At 70.6% G+C, this 24,291-nt stretch carries 19 protein-coding genes; 8 read left to right on the top strand and 11 right to left on the bottom strand.

What is annotated here, in order from left to right:
- The first annotated feature begins 151 nt into the window (after positions 1 to 151).
- A complete protein-coding gene (locus tag K0817_RS06430) occupies positions 152 to 1,300 on the top strand; it encodes an exonuclease SbcCD subunit D (protein ID WP_219980552.1) in 1,149 nt (382 codons plus the stop codon).
- Entirely contained in the window at positions 1,297 to 4,296 is a 3,000-nt protein-coding gene (locus K0817_RS06435; RefSeq protein ID WP_219980553.1) for an AAA family ATPase, read from the top strand. The genes K0817_RS06430 and K0817_RS06435 overlap by 4 nt, the downstream gene beginning before the upstream one ends.
- 15 nt (positions 4,297 to 4,311) lie before the next feature.
- On the opposite strand, the gene K0817_RS06440 is transcribed toward K0817_RS06435, so the two are convergent.
- Positions 4,312 to 4,869 carry a nucleoside phosphorylase gene (locus K0817_RS06440; protein ID WP_219980554.1) on the bottom strand — a complete coding sequence of 186 codons (558 nt, stop codon included), beginning with the start codon at positions 4,867 to 4,869 and terminating at the stop codon, positions 4,312 to 4,314.
- A gap of 103 nt (positions 4,870 to 4,972) precedes the next feature.
- On the opposite strand from K0817_RS06440, the gene K0817_RS06445 reads away from it, so the two are divergent.
- The gene (locus tag K0817_RS06445; RefSeq protein ID WP_253735226.1) at positions 4,973 to 6,535 is read left to right on the top strand and encodes an MFS transporter; all 1,563 of its coding nucleotides are present in this window, start codon (positions 4,973 to 4,975) and stop codon (positions 6,533 to 6,535) included.
- 105 nt (positions 6,536 to 6,640) lie between these two features.
- Here K0817_RS06445 and K0817_RS06450 read toward each other — a convergent pair whose 3' ends face one another.
- Positions 6,641 to 8,125, bottom strand: coding sequence for a lipase maturation factor family protein (locus tag K0817_RS06450; protein ID WP_219980555.1), 1,485 nt, complete (start codon positions 8,123 to 8,125; stop codon positions 6,641 to 6,643).
- A 284-nt stretch (positions 8,126 to 8,409) separates the two neighbouring features.
- Positions 8,410 to 10,470 carry an NAD(+) synthase gene (locus K0817_RS06455; RefSeq protein ID WP_219980556.1) on the bottom strand — a complete coding sequence of 687 codons (2,061 nt, stop codon included), beginning with the start codon at positions 10,468 to 10,470 and terminating at the stop codon, positions 8,410 to 8,412.
- 209 nt (positions 10,471 to 10,679) lie between these two features.
- Here K0817_RS06455 and K0817_RS06460 point away from each other — a divergent pair, with 209 nt between their 5' ends.
- Entirely contained in the window at positions 10,680 to 14,393 is a 3,714-nt protein-coding gene (locus K0817_RS06460) for a bifunctional RecB family nuclease/DEAD/DEAH box helicase (RefSeq protein WP_219980557.1), read from the top strand.
- A 64-nt stretch (positions 14,394 to 14,457) separates the two neighbouring features.
- Positions 14,458 to 14,778 (top strand): DUF3467 domain-containing protein, encoded by a 321-nt coding sequence (locus tag K0817_RS06465; RefSeq protein ID WP_219980558.1) that lies wholly within the window; start codon positions 14,458 to 14,460, stop codon positions 14,776 to 14,778.
- Between the two features lie 277 nt (positions 14,779 to 15,055).
- On the opposite strand, the gene upp is transcribed toward K0817_RS06465, so the two are convergent.
- The gene (upp, locus tag K0817_RS06470) at positions 15,056 to 15,688 is read right to left on the bottom strand and encodes a uracil phosphoribosyltransferase (RefSeq protein ID WP_219980559.1); all 633 of its coding nucleotides are present in this window, start codon (positions 15,686 to 15,688) and stop codon (positions 15,056 to 15,058) included.
- 191 nt (positions 15,689 to 15,879) lie between these two features.
- On the opposite strand from upp, the gene K0817_RS06475 reads away from it, so the two are divergent.
- A complete protein-coding gene (locus tag K0817_RS06475; RefSeq protein WP_219980918.1) occupies positions 15,880 to 16,311 on the top strand; it encodes a nucleoside deaminase in 432 nt (143 codons plus the stop codon).
- 99 nt (positions 16,312 to 16,410) lie between these two features.
- Here the strand turns inward: K0817_RS06475 and K0817_RS06480 are convergent, their stop codons facing one another.
- The 5 genes from K0817_RS06480 to K0817_RS06500 all read right to left on the bottom strand — a co-directional run bounded on the left by K0817_RS06480 (position 16,411) and on the right by K0817_RS06500 (position 20,791).
- Positions 16,411 to 17,337, bottom strand: a complete 927-nt coding sequence (locus K0817_RS06480) for an LLM class F420-dependent oxidoreductase (RefSeq protein WP_219980560.1) — start codon at positions 17,335 to 17,337, stop codon at positions 16,411 to 16,413.
- A 71-nt stretch (positions 17,338 to 17,408) separates the two neighbouring features.
- Entirely contained in the window at positions 17,409 to 18,374 is a 966-nt protein-coding gene (locus K0817_RS06485; RefSeq protein ID WP_219980561.1) for a cation diffusion facilitator family transporter, read from the bottom strand.
- Positions 18,375 to 18,410: 36 nt separating this feature from the next.
- Complete coding sequence (locus tag K0817_RS06490) at positions 18,411 to 19,523, bottom strand: alpha/beta hydrolase (protein WP_219980562.1); 1,113 nt, start codon at positions 19,521 to 19,523, stop codon at positions 18,411 to 18,413.
- 118 nt (positions 19,524 to 19,641) lie between these two features.
- Positions 19,642 to 20,316, bottom strand: a complete 675-nt coding sequence (locus K0817_RS06495) for an SRPBCC domain-containing protein (protein WP_219980563.1) — start codon at positions 20,314 to 20,316, stop codon at positions 19,642 to 19,644.
- A gap of 1 nt (position 20,317) precedes the next feature.
- Complete coding sequence (locus K0817_RS06500; protein WP_219980564.1) at positions 20,318 to 20,791, bottom strand: helix-turn-helix transcriptional regulator; 474 nt, start codon at positions 20,789 to 20,791, stop codon at positions 20,318 to 20,320.
- Between the two features lie 71 nt (positions 20,792 to 20,862).
- On the opposite strand from K0817_RS06500, the gene proC reads away from it, so the two are divergent.
- A complete protein-coding gene (gene proC / locus K0817_RS06505; RefSeq protein WP_219980565.1) occupies positions 20,863 to 21,705 on the top strand; it encodes a pyrroline-5-carboxylate reductase in 843 nt (280 codons plus the stop codon).
- Positions 21,706 to 21,716: 11 nt separating this feature from the next.
- Here proC and K0817_RS06510 read toward each other — a convergent pair whose 3' ends face one another.
- Positions 21,717 to 22,388, bottom strand: coding sequence for a TrkA family potassium uptake protein (locus K0817_RS06510; protein WP_219980566.1), 672 nt, complete (start codon positions 22,386 to 22,388; stop codon positions 21,717 to 21,719).
- Positions 22,381 to 23,820: a TrkH family potassium uptake protein gene (locus K0817_RS06515; protein WP_374209528.1), complete on the bottom strand. Its 1,440-nt coding sequence runs from the start codon at positions 23,818 to 23,820 to the stop codon at positions 22,381 to 22,383. The genes K0817_RS06510 and K0817_RS06515 overlap by 8 nt, the downstream gene beginning before the upstream one ends.
- Before the next feature lie 66 nt (positions 23,821 to 23,886).
- Between K0817_RS06515 and K0817_RS06520 the strand changes: the two genes are divergently transcribed.
- Complete coding sequence (locus K0817_RS06520; protein ID WP_219980567.1) at positions 23,887 to 24,291, top strand: helix-turn-helix transcriptional regulator; 405 nt, start codon at positions 23,887 to 23,889, stop codon at positions 24,289 to 24,291.

Raw genomic sequence — 24,291 nt, forward strand, 5'->3', positions numbered from 1 at the left:
TTCCACGATACGTCGCGGATCGCTCTACGGGCGCGACACACCGCCGGGGCACGCGGCATCCGCTGCGGGCCATGGCATCGGTTCCGGCGCGTTCGCGCGCGGCGCGGCCTGCCTCGCCCGGGATGTCGCAGGGCGAACGTACGGTGTCTGCATGCGGATCCTGCACACCTCGGACTGGCACATCGGGAGGTCCTTCCACGGGCACTCCACGATCGATGCCCTCCGCGGCGTGCTCGAGACGCTGGTGTCCCAGGTGCACGAGCACGCGGTCGACGTCGTGCTCGTCGCCGGCGACGTCTTCGACTCGGCGACCCCGGCAGCCGGCGCGTACACGCTGCTGTCCGACGTCCTGCGTGGCCTGGCGGACGCCGGCGCCACCGTCGTCGTCACCAGCGGCAACCACGACTCCGCCGCCCGCTTGGGCTTCCAGTCCTCGCTCCTGCGTGCGGGCGTGCACGTCATCACCGATCCCGCCGCCGTCGGGACGCCGGTGATCGTCGAGGACGCGCACGGCCCGGTCAGCATCTACGGCATCCCGTATCTCGAGCCCGTGCTGCTGCGCGCGCAGTGGCCGGGCGTGCGATCGCAGGCAGGAGTGCTCGCCCACGCGATGGACCTCGTGCGCGCCGACCTCGCCGAGCGCGGCGGACGCGCGGTGGCGATGGCCCACTGCTTCGCCGCCGGCGTCGAGCCCACGCCGCAGCTCGAGCGCGACATCCAGCAGGGTGGTCTCGACATCGTGCCGCTGTCGGTGTTCGACGGCGTCGACTACATGGCACTCGGGCACATCCACGGTCAGCAGCAGCTGAGCCCGCGTGTGCGCTACTCGGGTGCACCGCTGCACTACAGCTTCGGCGAACGCTTCAAGCCGCGCGGTTCGTGGCTGATCGATCTGGACGCGCATGGTCTGCAGGAGGTGCGGTGGCTCGAACTCCCCGTGCCGCGGACGCTGACCACCCTGACCGGTCCGCTCGAGGAACTCCTGACCGATGAGCGCCATGCGCCGCACGAGTCGGACTGGATCAACGTCGAGTACACCGACCCGTTGCCGCAGCGCGATCCGATGCGCCGCCTGCTGGCGCGCTTCCCCTACTGCGCGGCGGTGGCGCACGCACCCGTACTGGCGCGCACCGACGATGCGCGCACGTACGTCGAACGCGTGCGGGCCACGCGCAACGAAGCGGAACTGGTCGATGCGTTCCTCGCCCACGTGCGCGAGGGCGAAGGCGCGAGCGAGCGCGAGGCGCGGCTGATCGCCGAGGTCGTCGAGCAGCGTGCGCACGCGGAGGTGACGGCGTGAAGCTCCACAAGCTGGAGCTGACGGGATTCGGGCCGTTCCGTGAACGCCAGGTCGTCGACTTCGACGCGTTCGATCGGGACGGCATCTTCCTCATCGCCGGGCGTACCGGCGCGGGCAAGTCCAGCATCCTGGACGGCGTGTGTTTCGCACTGTATGGGACGGTGCCGCGCTACGACTCCGGCGAGAAGCGGCTGCGCAGCGACCACTGCGAGCCCGAGGACCCCACCGAGGTGCGGCTGGAGTTCACCGTCGGAGAGCGGCGGTGGTGCATCACCCGCGCTCCGGAGTACCAGCGTCCGGCACGACGCGGCGGCGGGCTCACGACCGAGCCGACCCGGGCAGAGCTCGAGGAGCTCGTCGGCGACACGTGGATCGGGCGCGCCGCGAAACCGCGCGAGGTGGGGCTGCTCCTCGACGACGTGCTGGGCTTGAACGCCCAGCAGTTCCAGCAGGTCATCCTGCTGGCGCAGAACAAGTTCTCGCGGTTCCTGCTCGCGTCGGGCTCGGAGCGGCAAGGTCTGCTGCGGGCCTTGTTCGGCAGCCGGCGCTACGAGGAGTACGCCCGGGAGCTCGGGGAGCGCAGCAAGGCGGCCCAGCGCGAGCTCGACGCGCGGGCGGAACGGGCTCGCACCCTGCTGGACCAGGCCGAGCGCCTCATCGCCGGGAACGAGCTCGGCGGTGCCGATGCGGCGGGTGATCTCACGGCGCGCCGCGCCGCGGTGGTGCTCGGGGCGGAGCGCGCCGCGTACCGGCTCGACACTCTGACGCACGCACGGGAACTCGCCGACGCCGCCCGGGCATCCGCAGACGCCGATCATCGCGCCGTGGTCGCGGTGGCCAGGGCGCAATCCGAGCTGCGCCAGGCCCGAGACCGCCTGGCCGCGCTCGAAGCCGCGTCGCCAGGCATCGCCGATGACCGCGCCGACCTCGATCGCGCCCGAGCCGCCGAGGCGCTGCGCGCCACGCTCGACGCCGTCCGGCGCACCGAGGCCGACTCGTCCGCAGCCTCGGCCGCCGCCGCAATTGCCGAGCAGACATGGGATGCCGCGGCCCAGGGCGCTCAGATCGACCGTGCCGACGACCTCGACGCGGTGATCGAGCGACTCACGGGCGAACTCGCGATGTGGTCCGCCGCTGCCGCGCAGGAGGCAGAACTCGTCGCGCGTGAGGATGAGCTGCGCGCCGGTGCGGAGCGCGTGACGGCCATGGAGGCCGATCTCGCGGCGATGGACTCCCAGCGTGCGCTGGTGCCGGGCGAGCTCGAACGGCTCGACCGGGAACTTGCCGCCGCCCGACAGGACGCGGCACACGCCGACCCGGCGCGTACGCGACGCGACGAGCTGGCAGGACGGCTGGAGGCCGCTCGCGAAGCGGAGAAGCTGGCCGGCGACCTCCGCAACGCCGAGGTGGCCCACCGCGACGCGGCGACCGTCTCGGCCGCCGCGGGTGCCGCCGTGGCAAGCCTGCTGCAACGTCGGCTGGACGGGTACGCCGGCGAGCTTGCCGCGACGCTCGTGCACGGCGAACCGTGCGCGGTGTGCGGCTCGGCCACCCACCCGCATCCGGCTCCCGTCTCCGACGACCCCGTCACCGACGACGACCTCACTGCCGCCGAAGCCGAGCGTGAGGCCGCCGCCGCGCGCGAGCGCAGCGCATCCGACGCGGCGCGTGCCGCGCGGGAGCGCCACGCCGTCGCCGCGGCGCGGGCAGCGGGCGAGGCGCCAGGCGTGCTCGAAGAGCAGCTGGAAGAGGCCACCGCGCTCGTCCAGGCTGCAGAGGACGCTGCCGCGCGGTGCACCGCGCTGGAGGCCGAGCGCGCCGCACTGGTGTCACTCGATGCCGAGGCCGAGGCGGCACGGGGTGCGCTCGCGGACGAGCTGGCGCAGGCGCGCTCGCAGGTGGCCGCGCTGACGGCGCGCGTCGCCGGCGTCCGCGCCGTCGTCGCGCAGGCCCGCGGAGAGTACGCCTCCGTCGCGGAGCGCGTCGCGGCCGTCACGGGCGTCCGTGAGTCGGCGCGCGCGTACAGTCACGCGCGAGCGACCGCTCGACACGCGGAGGCCGTCCACGCGAACGCCCTCGCCGACGCCGAAGCGCTGGTCGCAGCATCCGTCTTCGCCGACGCCGACACTGCTGCCGCGGCGCTGCGCGAGCCGGGCACGGTCACGGCCCTCGCGGCCCGCATCGCGGAGCATGATGCACAGCTCACCGCGACGCGCAGCCGCGTGCTCGAGCTAGAGCTGGAGCTCGCCGGAACGCCTGACGAGCCCGTCGACGTGGCGACGTCACAGGCGGCGCTGGATGCGGCGGACGCGGCGCGCACCACTGCGCTCGCCGCCGAAAGCGAGGCACGCAGCCTGAGCAGCGCACTGCGCGATCTCGTGCTGCAGCTGGACGAGGCATACGCCGGTGTCGCCGAGCGAGCCGCTGACGCCGCCGCGATCGCCCGGCTGGCCGACACCGTTGCCGGCCGCGCGCCGAATTCGATGAAGATGGACCTCGAGACGTTCGTGCTCGCCGCCGAGCTCGAAGAGATCGTGGATTCCGCCAACCTGCGGCTCGGCGACATGTCGTCGGGACGCTACCGACTCCAGCACAGCGACGCCCGCGCCGCGCGCGGAGCAGCATCGGGGCTCGGACTCGAGATCGTCGATGCCTTCACCGGTCAGGCGCGGCCCGCGCAGTCGCTCTCGGGCGGCGAGACCTTCCTCGCCTCGCTCGCCCTCGCGCTGGGGCTTGCCGAGGTGGTGACGGCCCGCGCCGGCGGCGTGCGGCTTGACACGCTCTTCATCGACGAGGGATTCGGATCGCTCGACGAAGAGACCCTCGAGCTCGCGATGCGCACGCTCGACGAGCTGCGGCAGGGAGGACGCACCGTCGGCGTCATCAGCCACGTCGCGGCGATGAAGGAGCAGCTGCCTGCTCAGCTGATCGTCCAGGCGAGCCCCCACGGACCGAGCGCGATCCTCCAAGACGACGCGCTCGCCGGAGTGGTCTGACGCCGGGACTCGCCGTCAGACGCCGTAGTCGGCTCGGAGCCGGTCCCACAGCTGGTGGCTGCATGCCGTCACTGCGGCGTGCCAGTCGGTGATCGCGCCGTCCTGGGCACGATCCGACACCGCCTTGAGCACACGGATCGGGACGCCGAAGCGCTGCGCGACCCATACGTACGCGTATGTCTCCATGTCGATCAACCCCGCGCCGAGCGGCCGGATCACGGCCACGGCCTCGGAGTCGTCCACGAAGTGATCGCCCGTCGCGATGGTGACGCCCTCGCGGCCGAGCTCCAGCCTGGCGGGCAGCGACACGTGCTGACCGACGATCCCGTCGATGTCGGTCACGTCGTGCTGGAGTGTCGCATCGATCTCGTACACGGCTTCGTTGAGGAGCGGGTCGATCGCGCCGGCCGTGCCCACCACGACCACCTCGTCGTACGTTCCGGCATCCAGTGCTCGCGTCAGCGCGTACGCGGCCTGCAGCTTTCCCGGTCCCGTCACGAGCCGGTCGAAACCGGGAAGCTCCCGCGGGAAGGCTGCGAGCTCGGATTCCAGCGCGGCGACGAGAAGTCTCATGTCTCCATTCTCGCCGTTGCACCCGCGGCGCCGGGCACGGCAGCCTCCCGCACACCGGGATCCGGCACCGTTCGGGCGTGATGCCCGCGCTAGCCTGGGCACGATGCCGAATCCAGAGCCGTCGCAGACCACCGGTGGTGCCCGCGCGGAGCGCCCGCTCGCGGCGCAGACGCCGGGTACCGCCGGACCGCACACCGCGGCGATCCCGCTCACATCCGGCGCGCGATGGCGGGCGTTCTGGGTGTGCGTGTCGGTCGCCGCGATCACGATCCTCGACATGACGAAGGTCAACGTCGCGCTGCCCTCGATCGGCGACGTGCTGGGTGCCGGGTCCACCCAGCTGCAGCTGATCGTGTCGGGATTCGTCCTCACGTTCGGATTGGTCCTCGTGCCGATGGGCCGCTTGGGCGATCAGCGCTCCCGCCGCACCTTGTTCGTGGTGGGCCTGTCGCTGTACACCCTCACCAGCATCGCGTGCGCGCTCGCCCCGTCGGCCGAGGTGCTGCTCGTCGCGAGACTGCTGCAAGGCGTGGCCGCCGGCATCCAGATGCCGCAGGTGCTCGGCATGGCTCAAGAGCTGTTCCAGGGCAAGGAGCGCGGCCGCGCTTTCGGGCTGTTCGGCGCCACCATCGGCGTCGCGACCGCTTTCGGTCCGACTCTCGGCGGACTGCTCATCGCCCTCGGCGGCCCCACCGACGGCTGGCGGCTGATCTTCTGGATGAACGTGCCGCTGTGCCTGGCGGCGATCGGTCTCGCGCTGTGGCTCTTGCCCGACACGCGGACCCGCTCGCATCGCCCGCTGCAACTGGATCCGGTCGGCGTGCTGCTCTTCGGTGCGAGCATCATCTCGCTCATGTGGCCGTTCCTGTTCACCACAGGCGCACCGACTGACAACCCGGCACGCTGGTGGCTGCTGGTCGCCTTCGCGCTCTTCGTATCGGCGTTCGTCGCATGGGAGCGCCGCTACGCCGCGCGCGGGCGAAGTCCGCTCGTTCCGCTCAAGCTGTTCCGCGTCGTGTCGTACCGCAACGGCACGCTGCTGCAGACGGCGTACTTCACTGCGGCGCCGGCGCTCTTCCTCGTCACGACGCTGTACCTGCAGTTGGGACTCGGGCTCGAACCGGTGTACGCCGGAATGACCTCGATCGGCTTCGCGCTCGCGAGTGCGGTCACCTCGTGGATCGGCGGCAACCTCGTCGGCGACTACGGCCGGGTCATCGTGGTGTGGGGTCTGGTCGGCATGCTGGCGTGCGTGGGCGGCCTGGTGCTGACCGCCATATTCGTCGACCCGACGTGGGCGCCATACGCGTTCGCGGCGATCATGACGGTGGGCGGCGCCGGCGGCGGGCTGGTGATCGCCCCGAACCAGACGCTCGCGCTCGCCGACGTGCCGGTCAAGCAGGGCGGCCTCGCGGGCTCGGTCGGCCAGCTCGGTCAGCGCATCGGGGCCGCGGTCGGCACCGCGGTCGCGCTGTCGCTCTTCTACGCCACCATCTACCGCGAGTCGGGACTGCACGACGACCTGGTCGTCTATCACGACGCCTTCGCGTTCGGGATGATGTCGGTCGGGCTGTTCCTCGCGCTCGCGCTCGTCGTGGCGATCGTCGACCTCTCGGCGCGCCGCCGCGCGACTGTCGACCCGGCCGGCGACGCCCCGGTCCTCTGACCCGGCCGTTCCGCAGTCACTTAGTGCGGCGCCCGGGGCCGTGTGCTCGCCGAAGGTGACCGCGGACGGAGGCGGAGCGGCGGAGCGGTTCAGCGGCGCAGCGACTCAGCGGCGCAACGACAACGGCCCCATGACGGGACGCCGCCGGTCGCGCTTCCAGCGGGCCCGCGTGCTGCGGAACTCCGCGTGGGAGGTGAACCGGTAGCGGTACGACACCGCGCGCACCCATCTCGGCCGCTCACCGTCGAAGGGGTCGTGGTGAAGCAGGCGCAGGGTCGGGGCATCCGCTTCCAGGAGCCTCACGAGGAACACGGTGAACCAGTCCTCGAGCGAACGCCCCAGCGGCAGGAACCACATCAGCCAGTCCAGCCGCAGGTGATACGGCGCGTACTGACGCGGCACGCGGCGCACATCGCCGGGCTTGCCCTTGAATTCGTACTCGCGCCAAGAGGCGGCATCCGGATCTTCCTCCATCGTGCCCTCGACGACGATCTCGATCCGCTCCTTCGTCACCGTGCCGAATGCCCCGTACGCATTGGCCAGCTGCCACCGGTTGAAGCTCGCATTCATGAGCTGCCGGCGTGCGAACAGGTTGCGCAGCGGCGCCCAGCTCAGCACGACGCAGAGCAGCCCCACGGCTGCCGTGATCACGACCCAGTACAAGGGCAGCCCGTCGATGATCCAGGGCGGGTCGGTCCTTGCCGGCCATGGTTCGGCGCCGATTCCAGGCACCCCGATCGCCGAGAACGCCAGCACGATCGTCATCCAGTTCAGCCAGGCGAAGTTTCCGGTGATCACGAGCCAGGCCTGCGTCGCGATGACGATCGCCGCCGCGACCGCCCCGACGATCGCCGGCACGGGGCCGGGCACCACCAGCCCCAGCAGCGGCGCGAAGAGGAACCACGGCACCACGAGCTGGGCGAAGTGGTTGCCGAGCACCTCACCCTTGTGGATCCAGCGGGGGAGGAGGTGGGCCTGGCGACTGAGCGGCCCCGGCATGGGCTGGGTCTCGTGATGGTAGGTGAGCGCGGTGAGATCCCGCCACTCCCGCCCGCCGCGGATCTTGATCATGCCGGCGCCGAACTCGAGGCGGAAGATCAGCCACCAGAACAGCACGATCACCACCGTCGACGGCGGCTGTGAGTCCGAGCCGAGGAATGCCGCGAGGAAGCCGGCCTCGAGCAGCAGCATCTCCCATCCGAAGCCGTAGAAGGTCTGCCCGATGCTCGTGATCGACATGTAGCCCAGCCAAAGGGCCAGGAAGCACAGCATCGGCACCCAGGGCGGGCCGAGCTGCGGGATGCCGGCCACCAGCGTCGCCGCGACCACGATGCCGAAGACGCACAGTGCCACGAGCCGGCGGTCGGTGTACCGCACGCGCAGGAAGAGCGTCGGGCGGAGCATCTTCGCCGCGCGCGTGGACGAGCGCGCCCAATCGAGCAGGTCCGGCGCTGGCAGCAGCCCGTGCTCGCCCAGGAGCGGGCGGAACTGATTCAACGACGAGGCGAACGCGACCACGAACAGCGCCGCGATGCCCCGCTGGAGCACCTGCCGCGCGAACTCGAAGTCGACCGCCGCCAAGCCGTCCATCGCCTCATCCTGGCATCACTGCGCGGCTCCCGCGGAGGGGTTGACGCTGCGGGAGGCGGCGCGCATCACCCCTGCCGCCGTCGCGAGATCAGGCGATCTCACCGGCGAAGGACGAATCCGGTCGAAACGTCCTACGCTCGCGAGATCCCCTGATCTCACCACGCGCGCGCAGGAGGGAATCGGATGCCTCGAGCCGAGGCTGGGCCACACGGTCCGAGGGTCGGGTCGTCGACGCGCCAGCGGCGCGTGAGAGCCTGCGGCATCCGGCGTAGCGTACCGGCCGGTCAGTCCTCGACGAGCTCCGGCAGGGCGGCCTTGAGTTCGGCCAGCCACGCCCGGGCGTTGCCGTCCGAGGGCGCGCGCCAGTCGCCCCGCGGCGAGAGCGACCCGGCGGGCGAGACCTTCGGCCCGTTCGGGATCGCCGAGCGCTTGAACTGGGCGAACGCGAAGTAGCGCTGCAAGAAGATCTGCAGCCACTTCACGACGGTCGGCAGGTCGTAGGCGTAGCGGTCCTCGTCGGGGAAGCCCGGCGGCCAGGCTCCGGCATCCGGATCCGACCACGCGTGGGCCGCGAGGTAGGCGATCTTCGACGGCCGGAACCCGAAGCGCAGCACGTGGTACAGCGCGAAGTCGTGCAGCGCGTAGGGGCCGATGCGGTCTTCGGTGGACTGCATCCTGCCGTCTTGGCCGGCAGGCACGAGCTCGGGCGAGATCTCGGTGTCGAGCACCGACTGCAGCACCGCGGCTTCGGCCTCGTCGACGCCTTCGCCGTGCGAGATGACCCACCGGATGACGTGCTGGATCAGGGTCTTGGGCACTCCCGCGTTGACCGCGTAGTGGCTCATCTGGTCGCCGACGCCGTAGGTCGCCCAGCCGAGCGCGAGCTCGGACAGGTCGGATGTGCCGATGACCATGCCGCCCTTGTGATTGGCCAGGCGGAAGAGGAAGTCGGTGCGCACACCGGCCTGCACGTTCTCGAAGGTGACGTCATGCACCGGCTCGCCCTCGGCGAACGGGTGGCCGATGCCCTCGAGGATCTCGGTCGCCGCGGGGCGGATGTCGATGGTCTCGATCGAGGCTCCCACCGACTCGGCGAGGGCGATCGCGTTGGACTTGGTGTGCTCGCTGGTCGCGAACCCGGGCATCGTGTACGCGAGGATGTCGCTGCGCGGGCGCCCCATGCGGTCCATGGCGCGCGCGACCACGAGCAGGGCGTGGGTGGAGTCGAGCCCTCCGCTCAGGCCAATGACCGGCTTGGGGTCGCCGATCGCCCGCATCCGCTGCACGAGCCCCGACACCTGGATGTTGAACGCCTCGTAGCAGTCCAGTGCGAGACGCTCGGGGTCGTCGGGCACGAACGGGAAGCGGTCGAGGCTGCGACGCAGGCCGACGTCGGTCGACGGCGGGTCGAGCTGGAAATGCACCGTGCGGAAGGCGGCATCCGCCTCGTGCGTCCTGCGGTTGTCATCGAAGGTGCCCTGACGCAGGCGGTCCTGGCGCAGGCGGTCGAGGTCGACGTCGGCGACCGAGCGCCGCGGGCCGTCGGGGAAGCGCTCGGTCTCGGCCAGCAGGTTGCCGCCCTCGTAGATCAGGGTCTGGCCGTCCCACGACACGTCGTTGGTCGACTCGCCGGTGCCGGCGGCGGCGTACGCGTAGGCGGCGAGGCAGCGCAGCGACTGCGACTGGCAGAGGTCCTTGCGGTCTTCCGCGCGGGCGATGGTGATGGGGCTGCCGCTGAGGTTGAGCAGCACCGTCGCACCCGCGAGCGCAGCGCGCGAGGACGGCGGGATCGGCACCCAGACGTCCTCGCACACCTCCGCGTGCACGGTGAGACCGGGCACGTCGAGCGCCTCGAACAGCAGGTCGGGGCCGAACGGCGCCTCGAGCTCGCCGACGCGGATGTCCTGATCGCCCTGATCGTCGCCGGGGGCGAACCAGCGCCGCTCGTAGAACTCGCGATACGTCGGCAGGTACGACTTCGGTGCGACGCCGAGCAGCTCGCCGCGGTGGATCACGACGGCGCAGTTGTAGAGCCGGTTGCGATGCAGCAGCGGCGCACCGACGACGAGCACCGGGAAGAGATCGACGGATGCCTCGACCAGTCGTTCGATGGCGGTCGCGACCGCGTCGAGCACGGCATCCTGCATCACGAGGTCTTCGATGGCGTAACCGGTCAGGCACAGCTCGGGGAAGACGGCCACGGCGACCGCCTCGGCGTCGCACTCGCGCGCTGCGGCGAGGACGGCGTCGGCGTTCGCGGCGGGATCGGCGATCGCGACGGGGATCGTGCACGCGGCGACCCGCGCGAACCCGTGCCGGTACGCGCTCTCGAACGGCAGGCTCATGCGCCCAGTCTGGCAGGTACCAGGCCGGACGCGCCTACTGACGGCATCCCCCTCTTCCCTCCTCGCCGTCCCGCTCGACCGCGTCTCGAAACGTCGCAATCGGCCGCCCGCGGCGAACGCGCGCGGCCGTTTGCGACGGCTCGCGCTCGGGGGGACGACGCGCGGGGAGTGTCGGCGGGCGCGGTTAGGGTCGTAGCGAAGGGCAGGGCATGCGATACATCGAAGACGAAGGCCGGATCGTCTGGAGCGCCAGCGACCTCAAAGCCGCAGCCGAGTGCGAGTTCGCATGGCTGCGTGCGATCGACGCGCGGCTGGGGCGCGTCGAGGCTGTCGAAGAGCCCGAGGACCTCACGCTCGAGCGGGCCGGGCGGCTCGGCACGATGCACGAGCGGCAGGTGCTGGCCGACTACGTCGCGCGATTCGGTGCGAGCGTGGTCGAGATTCCTGAAGTGCGGTCGTCAGATGCCGTGGCTCTGGCCGACGCGGTGGCTCGCACGAACGCGGCCCTGACGTCGGACGCCGAGGTGATCTACCAGGCCGCGTTCTCGACGAGCGACTTCGTCGGGTTCGCCGACTTTCTCGTGCGAGACCCCTTGCCGGCGCCGGGGACCGGCGTCCGGCCCTGGATCGTGCAAGACACCAAGCTGGCTCGTCGCGCGCGGGTGACGGCGCTCATGCAGCTGGCGGCATACGTCGACCAGCTTGACCGGCTCGGGGTGGTCCGTTCCGACCGGGTCGAGTTGCTGCTGGGCGACGGCAGTGTCAGCGTCCACGAGGTCGACGACCTCCTTCCGGTCTTCCGCCTGCGCCGTGAGCGTCTGGCAGCGTTGATCCTCGACCGCCGCCTCGAGCTCGGCGCGGCCGGCGACCCGATCGCGTGGGGCGATGAGCGAGGCGAGCTCGGCGTGATCGCGTGCGGACGCTGTGCGACGTGCGACGCCGAGGTCGTGGCATCCCGCGATCTTCTCCTCGTCGCCGGCATGCGCCCGGTCCAGCGTGAGCGGCTGCGCGCCGCCGGGGTAACCACGATCGACGAGCTGGCGACGGTGGCTGCTGCGCCGCCCGCCATGAATCCGGATGTGTTCGCGTCGCTGCGGACGCAGGCGCGACTGCAGCTCGAGAGTCCCGCCGGTACGCCCCCGCTCTTCCCGCCGAAGCCGACTCCCGGCGCCGAGACCGCGCACGCGCACCATGACGGTGCGCGCACCGAGATCATCGCGGAAGCCGCAGCCGTCTCGGCGGGCCGCGTCGCCCATGCCGTTGCGGCACTCGTCGAGACACCGGTGGCCGTGCCGGACGAGGCGCCGCCGGTGCCGGTGTTCGAGGTCGTCGCGCCCCAGGCTCTCGGCGCGCTGCCGCGGCCGGATCACGGCGACCTGTTCTTCGACTTCGAGGGCGACCCGCTGCACTGTGAACCGAGGCAAGCCGGGAAGCCTCCGGTGCCGGGGGAGCCGACCCTGTGGGGCATCGACTACCTGTTCGGCTGGGTTGACTCGCGCGAGCAGTACACCGCTCTGTGGGCGCACAGCTTCGCCGACGAGAAACGCGCGCTCGAGAGCTTCCTCGACATCGTCGCCCTGCGGCGCCAGCAGTTCCCGGGCATGCACATCTACCACTACGCGCCCTACGAGCCGACGCACCTGCTCGCGATGGCGGCGCGGCACGGCGCGCGCGAGGCCGATGTCGACCGGCTGTTGCGCGACGGCGTCTTCGTGGACCTGTACCCGATCGTCCGCCGGGCGTTGCGGGTGGGGTCCCGGTCCTACTCCATCAAGAAGCTCGAGCCGCTCTACATGGGCGATGAGGTGCGCACCAGCGACGTGCAGAAGGGCGACGACTCCATCGTGCGCTATGTCGAGGCGCGCGCCCTGGCCGACGACGGCGACGATGTCGCGGCGCGCGACATCCTCGACGATCTCGCCGACTACAACCGGTACGACTGTGTGTCGACCCGGCGTCTGCGTGACTGGCTGGTCGATCGCGCCCGCGAGGCGCAGCTGCGGCCCTCTCCCGATCCCGAGCCGGATGAGCGGGCGTACGAGCCGTCGCCGCGTGCGACCATGCTCGAGGCGCTCGCCCAGCAGCATCCCGACGATTCCGTTCCGGCGCGCACGCTGCATCTCGGTGCCGCAGCGATCGACTACTACCCGCGCGAGTCGAAGTCCTTCTGGGCCACCCACTTCCTGCGACTGCGAGAGCCGGTGTCGCTGTGGGACGAGACGCGCGACGTGGTGACCGTCGACCCCACCCGCAGCCGTGTGCTCGAGGACTGGCACTTCGGCGAGAGCGGGCGCGGCGGCGAGCGCCGGATCATCGAGCTGCGGGGCGACCTCGCGCCCGGCACGCGCCTGAGCGAGGGCACGAGCCCGTTCGCGCTGTACGAGCTGCCCGCGCCCTACCCGTTCGAGGCGTCGCCGCGGTGGATCCACTCCTATCGCTCCGTCAAAGTGCTCGAGGTACTCGACGACGGTGCCGTCGTCGAAGAGACGGCGGTCGACGGCAACACGTGGGCACCCCTGCCCCTCGCCCTCACCCCGCCGGCTCCGCCCGGAGCCGGCAACCAGCAGGCGGCGATCGATGCGTGGGCGGATGCCGTCATCAATGCCCACCCCCGGCTTCCCGAGGACCCGGCCACCGACATCCTGTGCCGTCGGCCGCCCCGCACCCTGCGGCAGGCGCGGGACGGTGCGCTGCCCCCGGTCGACGGTGATGTCGTGGACGCGATCGCGCAGGCCGTGCGCGACCTCGACCGCAGCTACCTGGCCGTGCAGGGACCGCCCGGAACCGGCAAGACCTACGTCGGGTCACACGTGATCGCGCGGCTCGTGCGCGACCACGGCTACAAGGTCGGCGTCGTCGCCCAGGGACACGCGACGATCGAGCAACTGCTGGATCGCGTCATCGCAGCCGGCGTGCCGGCGTCGCAGGTGGGCAAGGCTCCGAAGGATCCGAGCGCGCAGCACGCGTTCACGGTGGTGCCCAAGAACGGGATCGCCGCGTTCACGGCCGAGCACGATAGCGACGGCTACGTGATCGGTGGGACGGCGTGGGACTTCAGCCACGAGGGCCGGGTACCCCGGGCCAGTCTCGACCTGCTGGTGGTCGACGAGGCCGGTCAGTTCTCGCTCGCCTCGACGATCGCCGTCTCACTCGCGGCCCCCCGCCTGCTGCTGCTCGGCGATCCGCAGCAGCTTCCGCAGGTGAGCCAGGGCACGCACCCGGCGCCCGTCGACACCTCCGCTCTCGGCTGGGTGATGGACGGCGCCGACGTCATCCCCCACGAGTACGGGTACTTCCTCGCCCAGACTCGGCGGATGCGCCCCGAGGTCGCAGCGCCGGTCTCGGCACTGTCGTACCGGGGTGAGCTCGAAGCTCACCCGTCCACGGCTCTGCGCCGGATCGAGGGGGTCGCGCCCGGTCTCGTCCCGATCCCGCTCCGCCACCACGGCAATGCGACGCAGTCGCTCGAGGAGGCGGCTGAAGTGGCGCGACTTGTCGCCGACCTCGTTGGACGGGAATGGACCGACGCGCACGTCGACGGGGCAGACACATCGACGTCGCTGCCCACGCGACCGCTGGCGGCATCCGACATCATCGTGGTCACGCCCTATAACGCCCAGCAGGTCGCGGTCGAGGCGGCGCTCGGCGCTGCCGGATTCGCCGACGTGCCCGTCGGCACCGTCGACAAGTTCCAGGGCAAGGAGGCCGCGGTGGCGATCGTGTCGTTGGCCGCCTCCAGCGGGCGCGATGCGCCGCGAGGGCTGGAGTTCCTGCTGCTGCGCAACCGTCTGAACGTCGCGATCTCGCGCGCCATGCACACGGCCTACGTCATCTATTCGCCGGGGCTCCTCGACGACCTGCCCTACACGCCCGACGGCGTCGCTCGCCTGAGCGGGTTCGCGCGGCTCGTCGGTCGCGGTTGACCCCCGCGTAGACTCGCGCTCGACCCAGACCAGCCCGCGACCGATCCGTCAGGAGGCACGCACCATGGCCGACGAAGCCCCCCGCCAGTTCGAGATCGATCTGCCCCCCGAGCTCATCGGCGGTGCGTACGCGGACTTCGCCAACGTGTGGCATACGCCCACGGTGTTCGTCATGGACTTCCTGACGCTCGCGCAGCCGCCTCGCGAGCAGGTCGATGCCGACACGGGGCAGCGGCACACGATCGTACCGGCGCGCGTGGTCAGCCGCATCCGGATTCCGCCCGAACAGGTCTTCGAGCTCGCCAAGGCCCTGACGCAGCAGCTGGAGTTCTGGGAGCAGGAGACCGGCCGGCGCACGTCGCAGGATCCACCGCTCGGCGATTGACGACCTGGGCCCGAGGCCGGCGTCGGGCCCTAGACAACTGCCCTGGTCGTGTCAACCCCGTTGGGTGCCCGATCAGGCGCACGTAACCTGACCAAGCGTCGAGGGGCGTGGGTGCGGCATCCGTTCGGCGAGGGGCGGATGTCGCGCCCGCGCTCCTCGTTCGCAGCAGGCTCGCTGCCGCCGTACCGCCCGCCCGCCGCCGGCCCGCCCGCCGCCGGCCCGCCCGCCGCCGGCCCGCCCGCCGCCGGACCGCCCGCCGCGGGCCCAGGCTGCCCGGTCAGACCGTCCCGTAGAGGCGGTCGCCGGCGTCGCCGAGCCCGGGCACGATGTAGCCCTTCTCGTTGAGGCGCTCGTCCATCGCGCCGAGGACGAGGGTGACATCGCGGCCGTCGACCTGCTTCTCGATCGCGGCGACGCCCTCGGGGGCGCCGAGCAGGCAGATCGCGGTGACGTCCTGCGCGCCGCGCGCGAAGAGGAACTCGATGGCCGCGCCCAGCGACCCGCCGGTGGCCAGCATGGGGTCGAGCACGAAGCACTGCCGGTCGCTGAGGTCGTCGGGCAGGCGCTCGGCATACGTCGACGGCTCGAGCGTCTCTTCATTGCGCACCATGCCGAGGAATCCGACCTCGGCGGTGGGGATGAGCTTGACCATGCCCTCGAGCATCCCGAGTCCCGCGCGCAGGATGGGCACCACGAGGGGCCGCGGTTCGCTGATCTTGACCCCCATGGTGGTGGTGACCGGCGTCTGGATCTCGATCGGCGAGACGCGCACGCCACGCGTCGCCTCGTACGCCAGCAGGGTCACCAGCTCTTCGGTCAGCTGCCGGAAGACCGGCGAGGAGGTGCGCTGGTCGCGGAGCACCGTGAGCTTGTGGGTGATGAGCGGGTGGTCGGCGACGTGCAAGCGCATACGCCCAGGGTAGTGCGTGCCGTCCGCCACCTCCGGCGCGAAAAGACGCGTCGAACACGGCGACACGCCGGTTCGGGATGCCTCGCCCCGGCGTGTCGGCTGACCGGCCAGTGTTTTCGCAGGGCAGCGTGGGGCGAGCAGGGTCGGGATAGCCTCGAGGGGTGCACGCCGACCCCGCCGATCTCGCCGCGATGGACCGGGCTCTCGCCCTGGCCTCGGCCGCGGGGGAGTCCGGGGATGTGCCGGTCGGCGCGGTGGTGACGGATGCCGCGGGCCGAGCCCTCGGCGAGGGCCGCAACCTGCGCGAGGCCACGCACGACCCGACGGCGCACGCCGAGGTCGTCGCCTTGCGGGCCGCCGCGGCGGTGACCGGATCGTGGAACCTCGAGGGATGCACGCTCGTGGTGACCCTCGAGCCTTGCCTCATGTGCGCGGGGGCCGTCCTGCAGTCACGCGTCTCGCGCTTGGTCTTCGGCGCGTGGGACGACAAGGCCGGCGCGGCCGGTTCGATGTACGACGTCGTCCGCGATCGGCGCCTGCCGTATCGCGCCGAAGTGGTCGCCGGCGTGCGCGAGGCCGAGGCATCCGCGCTGCTGCGCGCGTTCTTCGACGAGCGTCGTTGACGCGGCTGCCGGTCTGAGCACGCCGCGACCGCCCTGTCACCGAACTCGGGGGCCAGGTTCTGCGGCTACGCGACGGCTGTTGCCGTAGCGGGCGCCACCTCAGCGGGGGAGATGCGGCAGGACATCCGCGCCGAGGTACTCCACATGCTCGACATCCTGCAGGTCGAGCAGCTGGAAGTAGACCCGCTCGATTCCGAAGCCCTGATAGACGCCGATGCGCTCGGCGATCTCGTCGGGTCCGCCGACGATATTGGTGCCGTCGCGCACGTCGTCGAGGGTTTTGCCGATGCGAGCTGCCCGCTCCGCAACCGCCCGGTCGTCCTTGCCGGCGAACGTCGACATCGCGATCGACAGCCTGATCGTGCCCGGATCGCGACCGACGCGCTCGCACGCGGCGAGGAGATTGTCGATGCGCTCCTGGATCTGGTGGTCCTCCGGGAAGCCGACGTTGTATTCGGTGCCGAACCGCGCCACCAGCTCGGGTGTGCGCCGCGGCCCGCCGCCGCCGATGATCACGGGCACAGGACTCTGCACCGGTTTGGGCAGCGCGGGCGCCTCGACGAGCCGGTGACTGCGGCCTTCGAACGAGTAGGTCTCACCGGCCGGGGTGGACCACAGCCCGGTGACGATCTCGAGCTGCTCCTCGAGCAGATCGAACCGACGGTCGGGAAACGGGATGCCGTACGCCTCGTGCTCGCGGGCGAACCACCCCGCGCCGAGGCCGAGTTCGACGCGTCCGCCCGACATCTGGTCGACCTGTGCGACCTGGATGGCCAGGATCGCAGGGTGCCGGAAGGTCACCGGTGAGACGAGCGTGCCCAGCCGCAGCCGCGTGGTCTCACGGGCGAGCCCGGCGAGGGTCGTCCATGCGTCGGTCGGGCCGGGGAGGCCATCGCCCATTCCGCTGAGGAAGTGGTCGGAGCGGAAGAATCCGTGGAAGCCGAGCCGCTCGCCGGCCTGCGCGTAGGCGAGCTGGTCGGCGTAGGTCGCGCCCATCTGGGGTTCGGTGAACAGGCAGTACTGCACGGTGTCCTTTCGGGTGGTCTCGCGCGTCGTCGGCAGGGCGCCAGGACGGCGACCCTCGAGCGCGGCGGGGCTTAGTCGGCGGATTTGATGACGAAGTCCGAGGTCGGCGGGGTCGGGTCGTCGCCGGGACGATAGATGTCGGGCTCGAAGTAGATCACCCGCGCGGTGGGAACGGCCGCGCGCACGCGGTCTTCGATGCGGTTGATGTCGGAGGCGATGCGCGCGAGCGAGTCATCCGCAGCGAAGCCGACCTTCGCCGCGACGAGAAGCTCGTCGGGGCCGAGATAGAGGGTCTTGATGTGGATGAGCTTGTGCACCTCGGGTCCGGCGAGGATGGCATCCACGATGCGCTCGTGATCGGCATCCGTCGCTCCTTCTCCGACGAGCAGGCTCTTGGTCTCGATGCCCAGCGTGATCGCGACGAGGATCAGCAGCGTGCCGATCATGAGCGTGCCGATCGCATCGAAGACCGGGTTGTGCGTGATGGCGGTCAGGCTCACTGCGATCAGGGCGAACACGAGACCGGTGAGCGCGGCGATGTCTTCCAGCAGCACCACAGGCAGCTCGGGGGCCTTCGCGTGCCGCACGAACGACACCCACGACTGTCCCTTCGCGCGGACGCGGTTGCTCTCCTTCACGGCGGTGCGCAGCGAGAAGGACTCGAGCACGATGGCGACCAGGAGCACCCCGATCGGGATCCAGACGTTCTCGAGCTCGTGCGGATGCGTGAGCTTGTCGATGCCCTCGTAGATCGAGAAGAGGCCGCCGACCGAGAACAGGATGATCGACACGACGAACGCGTACACGTACCGTTCGCGCCCGTACCCGAAGGGGTGCGCGCGGTCCGCCGATCGTTTGGCCCGTCGACCACCCAGCAGGAGGAGCAGCTGATTGCCGGAGTCGGCCACCGAGTGGATGGCCTCGGCGAGCATCGAGGCCGAACCCGACAGAAACCACGCGATGAACTTCGCGATCGCGATGCCCATGTTGGCCAGGAATGCCGCGATGATCGCTCTGCTGCCGCCCGAAGCACTCATGCGATGAGTCTACGGACGGGGCCGAGGCTCACACGATCAGTCGGACGAGCGGATGATGATCGCCTCGGTCGGCGGCGCTGGATCGATCGGGTGACCGACGTAGCCGATCGCCTCGAGGAGTGCGTGACGGAACGCCACCGGGCGCTCGAGGTGCGGCGAGTGCCCCACGCCTTCGAGGCTCAGCTCGGTGACCTCGCCGCCCGCGGCGGCATAACGTTCGAGCACGTCGCGGGTCTGTGACACCATCTGCTGCGGCGGGGCGACATCGTCTCCCGGCCACCCCGGGATCACGCCGAGCTTGCCCAGGTTGTTCAGGTCGTAGAACGAGGCGTCCGAGACGATCGCGTCGAGGGTGCCGTGGATCCACAGGATCGGGGGCTTGTCGGCGAGCTCGACGATTCCCGACACGTCGAAGTGTCCCGGCGTCATCGTGTTGAGCACGCCCACACGGCCGGGGGCGAATCCCGGCCAGCTCTCGGACGGCACCGAGTCGCCCGGGTAGTTGCCGGTCGCGGTGGAGGTGGTGAGCATCGACTCCACCCACACGTCTTCGTACGGGCTCTCGTAGCCGGCGGCGACGTAGCCGGAGCGGAAGACGCTGCGCGGCGAGGTCGGCGCCTCGTCGGTGCGGTCATGATCGTTGAGCCGCTGCACGAAGTCCGGGTTCGCCCCACCGCCTCCGCAGCCGGCGTCGTCGTCCGTGAGACGCGAACCGTCGCGGCGCGTGCCGCCGAAGCCGTACGGCGAGACGGGCGCCTGCAGGGTCAGGCTCAGTACCGGGTGGTCGAGTGCGTACTGCAGGATGACACCGCCGCCCATCGACCATCCCACCAGGTGGGCAGTGGGGATGCCGAGGACGGCCAGTGCTGCTCGCACGTCGTCGCTGAAGTCGCGTACGCCGCGGGTCGCGTCGATGGGCGCGTGCTCGGTGCCGCCGAAACCGCGCAGGTCGATGGCGATCACGCGGAGGTCGGCGGGCAGATCCTGCATCGTCTCCTGCCAGAAGAGCGACGATGACACGTTGCCGTGGATGAAGACGACGGTGCGATCCGGGGGAGTCTCGGGGTCGTCTCCCTCGCGCTCCAGGACGTTGACCATCAGTCGAGGTGTCTCGATCACTCGTGCCGTGATGCCGTCGAAGAGCGTCATGTCGATCCTCCCCGGATCCGGGCCGAGGCGCCCGTGCTCCGCTGCTTCGAGGATAGTCCCGCGCCGTCGTCCGGCAACGGCGGATGCCGCAGCCGGACGACGGCGTGCGCGAGCGTCGTCAGGACTCCGGCATGTCGACGGGAAGTTGGCCGGTATAGAACGCGAACGTGTTGTCGGCCGCCTGAGCTGCTTCGGAAGCATCCGCGCCGCTTGCGGCGTGGGCGGCGCCCCACGCCGTCGCCGCCCCGCGGTAGAAGGCCTTGCCCTCTTCCGTTGCGGCCCACTCTTCGGCCGCACCCGGGGGGAGGGCGTCGCTGCCGCCCAGGTGCAGCGCGAGCCCGAGCAGGCCGCCATCCCAGCCGACGCCGGTCGCCCCGGGGCCGAACTGCTCCCAGAACCCCGGGGGCACATCGGCCGCGCGGGCCGTGTGCTCCAGTTCGAGTCGGGTGGTGTCCTCGCCGGTCGCGACCAGGCGCACGGCGACCCAGCTCACGCCGCCGCCGTATTCCCACGTGACGCGGTAGCCGGCCGCGCCGTCGCGGGGCGGGTCGCACGTCAGTACGTCGCCTCCGGCGTTGCCTTCGAGCTGATAGTGCCCGCCGGCCCGAAGCTCACCGGCCACCGGCAGGAACCAGCGCGGGATGCGTTCGGGGCTCGTGACGGCATCCCATACGTCCTCGATCGGGCTGGGGTACTCCTGTGTCAGCGTCTGGACGTGCGACGGCTCGCCGTCCATATCGGCGGTGCGGACGCCGCGCGTCACGGCGTCGATCTGTGCATTGACATCGACCATGTCAGTTCTCCTCTGTGGTGTGCGGATCGGGGTCGGCGGTGTCTGCGGCGGCTGAGGTGTCGTCACGGGCGGTGGCGGGCGAGCCGGATGCCGGGGCGCCCGGCTCGTCGACGGCGTCTGCCTTCGCCGCGGAATCCCGGGCGGCGACGAGACGCCGTTGCCGCCGACCGCGCGCGAGCTCGGTGCCCAGCGCATCGAGGTGCGGCTGCCAGAACCGTCGGAAGGGATCGAACCAGGCCGCCGCCGCCTCGAGCGGCTCCGGGTCGAGCGTGTAGAACCGGCGCGTGCCCTCGGGTCGCACGTTCGCGAAGCCTGAGGCTCGCAGCACCCGCAGATGCTGCGAGACGGCGGGCTGCGAGATGCCGAACTCTCGCTGCACGACTTCTCCGATGTCGCCGGCGCTGTGCTCGCCCTCCGAGAGGAGTTCGAGGATGCGCCGGCGGACCGGATCGCCGAGGACGTCGAGGGCGTGCATGGAGCAATATTTGCATCGCGACTTATATAAGTCAAGCCTCAACTAGTGGCAGCCGACCGTACGATGGCCGCATGACCAACGACGCCACAGTCCTTCCCCCCATCGCCGTCCTCGGGGCAGGCTCCATGGGAGGTGCCATCGTCCAGGGAGTCGTGCGCTCGGGGCTCGCCACGGGCGTGACAGCCACCAATCGCACCGCCGGCAAGGCCGCACAGCTCGCCGGGCTGGCCGGCGTGACGAGCATCGCGCTCGAAGAAGCGCCGAACGGCAACACGGATGCCGCATCCGGCGCCGCCGTCGTGCTGGTGGGGGTCAAGCCGGCGATGGTCCCGGATCTGCTGCGTGAGATCGCGCCGGTGCTGCGGCCGGGCGTCATCGTGATCAGTCTTGCCGCCGGTGTCACGATCGCGACGTTCGAGGAGGTTCTCGGGCCGGACGTCGCGGTGCTTCGATCGATGCCGAACACCCCCGCTCTGGTGGGCCGCGGCGTCACCGGCCTCGCCGCCGGCAGTGCCGCCCGACCCGCGGAGGTCGCTCTCGCGCGGCGGCTGTTCGAGACGGTCGGGACCGTGGTGGACGTACCGGAGCACAGCATCGACGCGCTGTCGACGATCTCGGGCTCGGGGCCCGCCTACTTCTTCCTGCTCGTGGAGGAGTTCACCAAGGCCGCCATCGCCAAGGGGTTCTCCCAGGCCGACGCGCGGCTCATGGCGGAGCAGACCTTCATCGGCGCGGCGGCGCTGCTGGAGGCATCCGGTGAGGAGCCGGCCGAGTTGCGCCGGCGTGTGACCAGCCCCAAGGGCACCACCGAGCGTGCCATCGCCGTCCTGCAGGACGCGCGCCTCGACGACGTGTTCGCCCGCGCGACGGACGCCGCGCTGGCCCGAGCCCGGGAGCTCGCGGCGGGAGCGTAGGTGCGGGCGGATCAGCGGTCGAGGGCTGCGAACCGCTCGATGTCGACGTTGGTGCCCGACACGATGATGAGGTCGTGGTTGGTGACGATCGTGTTGGCCTCGGCGTAGCGGAACGGCTTGCCCGGGCTCTTCACGCCGACCACCGTCACGTTGTACTTCGTGCGCACGCCGGACTCGTTCAGGCCGATGCCGCGCACGAACTTCGGCGGGTACATCTTGGCCAGGACGAAGTCGTCGTCGAACCGGATGAAGTCGAGCATGCGACCGCTGACGAGGTGGGCGACGCGCTCGCCGGCCTCGCGCTCGGGGTAGATCACGTGGTTGGCGCCGACGCGGGCGAGGATCTTGCCGTGTGACTGCGAGACGGCCTTCGCCCAGATCTGCGGCACCTTGAGGTCGACGAGGTTGGCGGTGATGAGGACGGATGCCTCGATCGACGAGCCGACGGCGACGACGGCCACCTGGAAGTCCTGAGCGCCGATCTGCTTGAGGGCGTCGAGGTTGCGGGCATCGGCCTGCACCGTGTGCGTGACGCGCTCCGACCACTTCTGCACCAGCTCGAGGTTGTCGTCGATCGCGAGCACCTCGCGATCGAGCCGGTCGAGCTCTCCGGCGCAGGCGGCGCCGAAGCGTCCCAGTCCGATCACGAGGACGGGCGCGTCGCTTCTGATCCGCTCAACCAACGATGGGCCTTTCCACAGGCAGCGAGTACAGCTGCGAACGGGATGTCGCGGCCACGGCCGCGGCGAGTGTCACTGTACCAATGCGGCCCATGAAGATCGTCACGGCCATGACGTACACGGCGGGGTCGCTGAGCTCGGCGGTCAGCCCGGTCGAGAGGCCGACGGTGCCGAATGCCGAGATCACGTCGAACAGGACGTCGGCGATCGGCTCCTGGCTGATCTGGGCGATGATGATCGTCGACAGGGCGACGATCGTCGCGCCCCACGCGACGACCGACAGAGCGACGCGCTGGACGTCGCTGGGAACGCGACGGCCGAAGATCTCGACCGACTGGCGGCCTTTCGCCTCGGACCAGACGGCGATGGCGAGCACGGCCAGGGTGGTGACCTTGATCCCGCCCGCGGTGGAGGCCGACCCGCCGCCGACGAACATCAGCATGCTGCCCACGATGAGCGACGACCCGTACAGCTCGCCGACGTCGACGACGGCGAAGCCGCCGGAGCGGGTCATGGCAGACAGGAAGAACGCCTGGAAGGTGGTGTCCCAGGCATCCATCGACCCGAAGGTCTTCGGGTTGTTGTACTCCAGCGCCAGGAAGGCACCGGCCCCCGCGATGAACAGCAGCACCGTGGTGATGAGGGTGAGCTTGGTGTGCAGCGGCCACCGGCGCACGTGCCAGTAGTGCCGGAACAGGGCGTAGATCACCGGGAACCCGATGCTGCCGAGGAACACGGCCACCATGAGGGTGGTCAGCAGGAAGTAGTCGTCGGCGAACGGCTCGAGCCCGCCCGGGTTCGGGGTGAATCCGGTGTTCGTGAACGCCATGGCGGCGTAGAAGGGCGCCTCCCACAGCGCCTCGATCGGACCGACCTCGGCCATCACCAGCGCGGGATACAGCGCCACGGCGACGACCGCCTCGATGAAGAGCGTGGACAGGGCGACTGTGCGCAGCAGCTGACCGACCTCGCCCAGGCGTACGGTCTGGCTCTCGTTCACCGGGCCGGCGTGGGCGCGCATCGGATTCGTGTCGCTGGCCGCGATGAGCTTGGCGCGCAGTCCGAGTCGCTTCGAGATGACCAGACCCAGGATCGAGGCGAGCGTGAGCACGCCCATCCCGCCGATGTTGACACCGAGGAAGATCACGACCTTGCCGAACGCCGAGAACGTCGTGGCGATGTCGACGGTCGTGAGACCCGTGACGCAGATCGTCGAGACGGCGGTGAACACGGCGTCGGCGAGCGCGATCGGCCGGCCCCCCGTCGCTGACGCCGGCAGCGCCAGAAGTGCCGTGAAGACGAGGATCAGCGAGACGAAGACCAGGACCGCGAAGCGAGCCGGCGACGATGTGGTGAGGTTGCGCAGCCCGTCCCACCACGCGCCGAACGCCCGAGGGATGCGCCGCATGAGCGACCCAGCCGGGTCCGTCGCCATGCGTGCCCCTTTCGCTGTGAGACCCGTGTCATGGTACTCCGATGGGCTCCCGACTAATCTGAGCACATGGCGGACATCTTCGACGTGATCGCGGACGGCACTCGTCGCGACATCCTGCGACTTCTGCTCGATCGCTCAACCGCCGGAGAGCAGGGCACCAGCGTGTCGCACATCGTGTACGAGCTGGGTGCGAGTCAGCCGACCGTATCGAAGCACCTCAAGGTGCTGCGTGATGCGCACCTCGTCTCGGTGCGAGAGGAAGGCCAGCATCGCTACTACAGCCTGTCGGCCGCTCCCCTGGACGAGGTCGACGACTGGCTGGTTCCATTCCTCGACGGCGTGAACGACGAGCCGGCAGCGCCATCGTCGCTGCCCGAGCCCGCGGCTCACGCCGCCGAGGTGGTCGGCCGTGCCGCGGCATCCGCCAAGCACGCCTTCGAGAACGCCCTCCGCAAGCTCCCCGGTCGCTGA

Origin of the sequence: Microbacterium sp. HD4P20 (genome assembly GCF_019449275.2) — a bacterium.
Classification (GTDB): domain Bacteria; phylum Actinomycetota; class Actinomycetes; order Actinomycetales; family Microbacteriaceae; genus Microbacterium.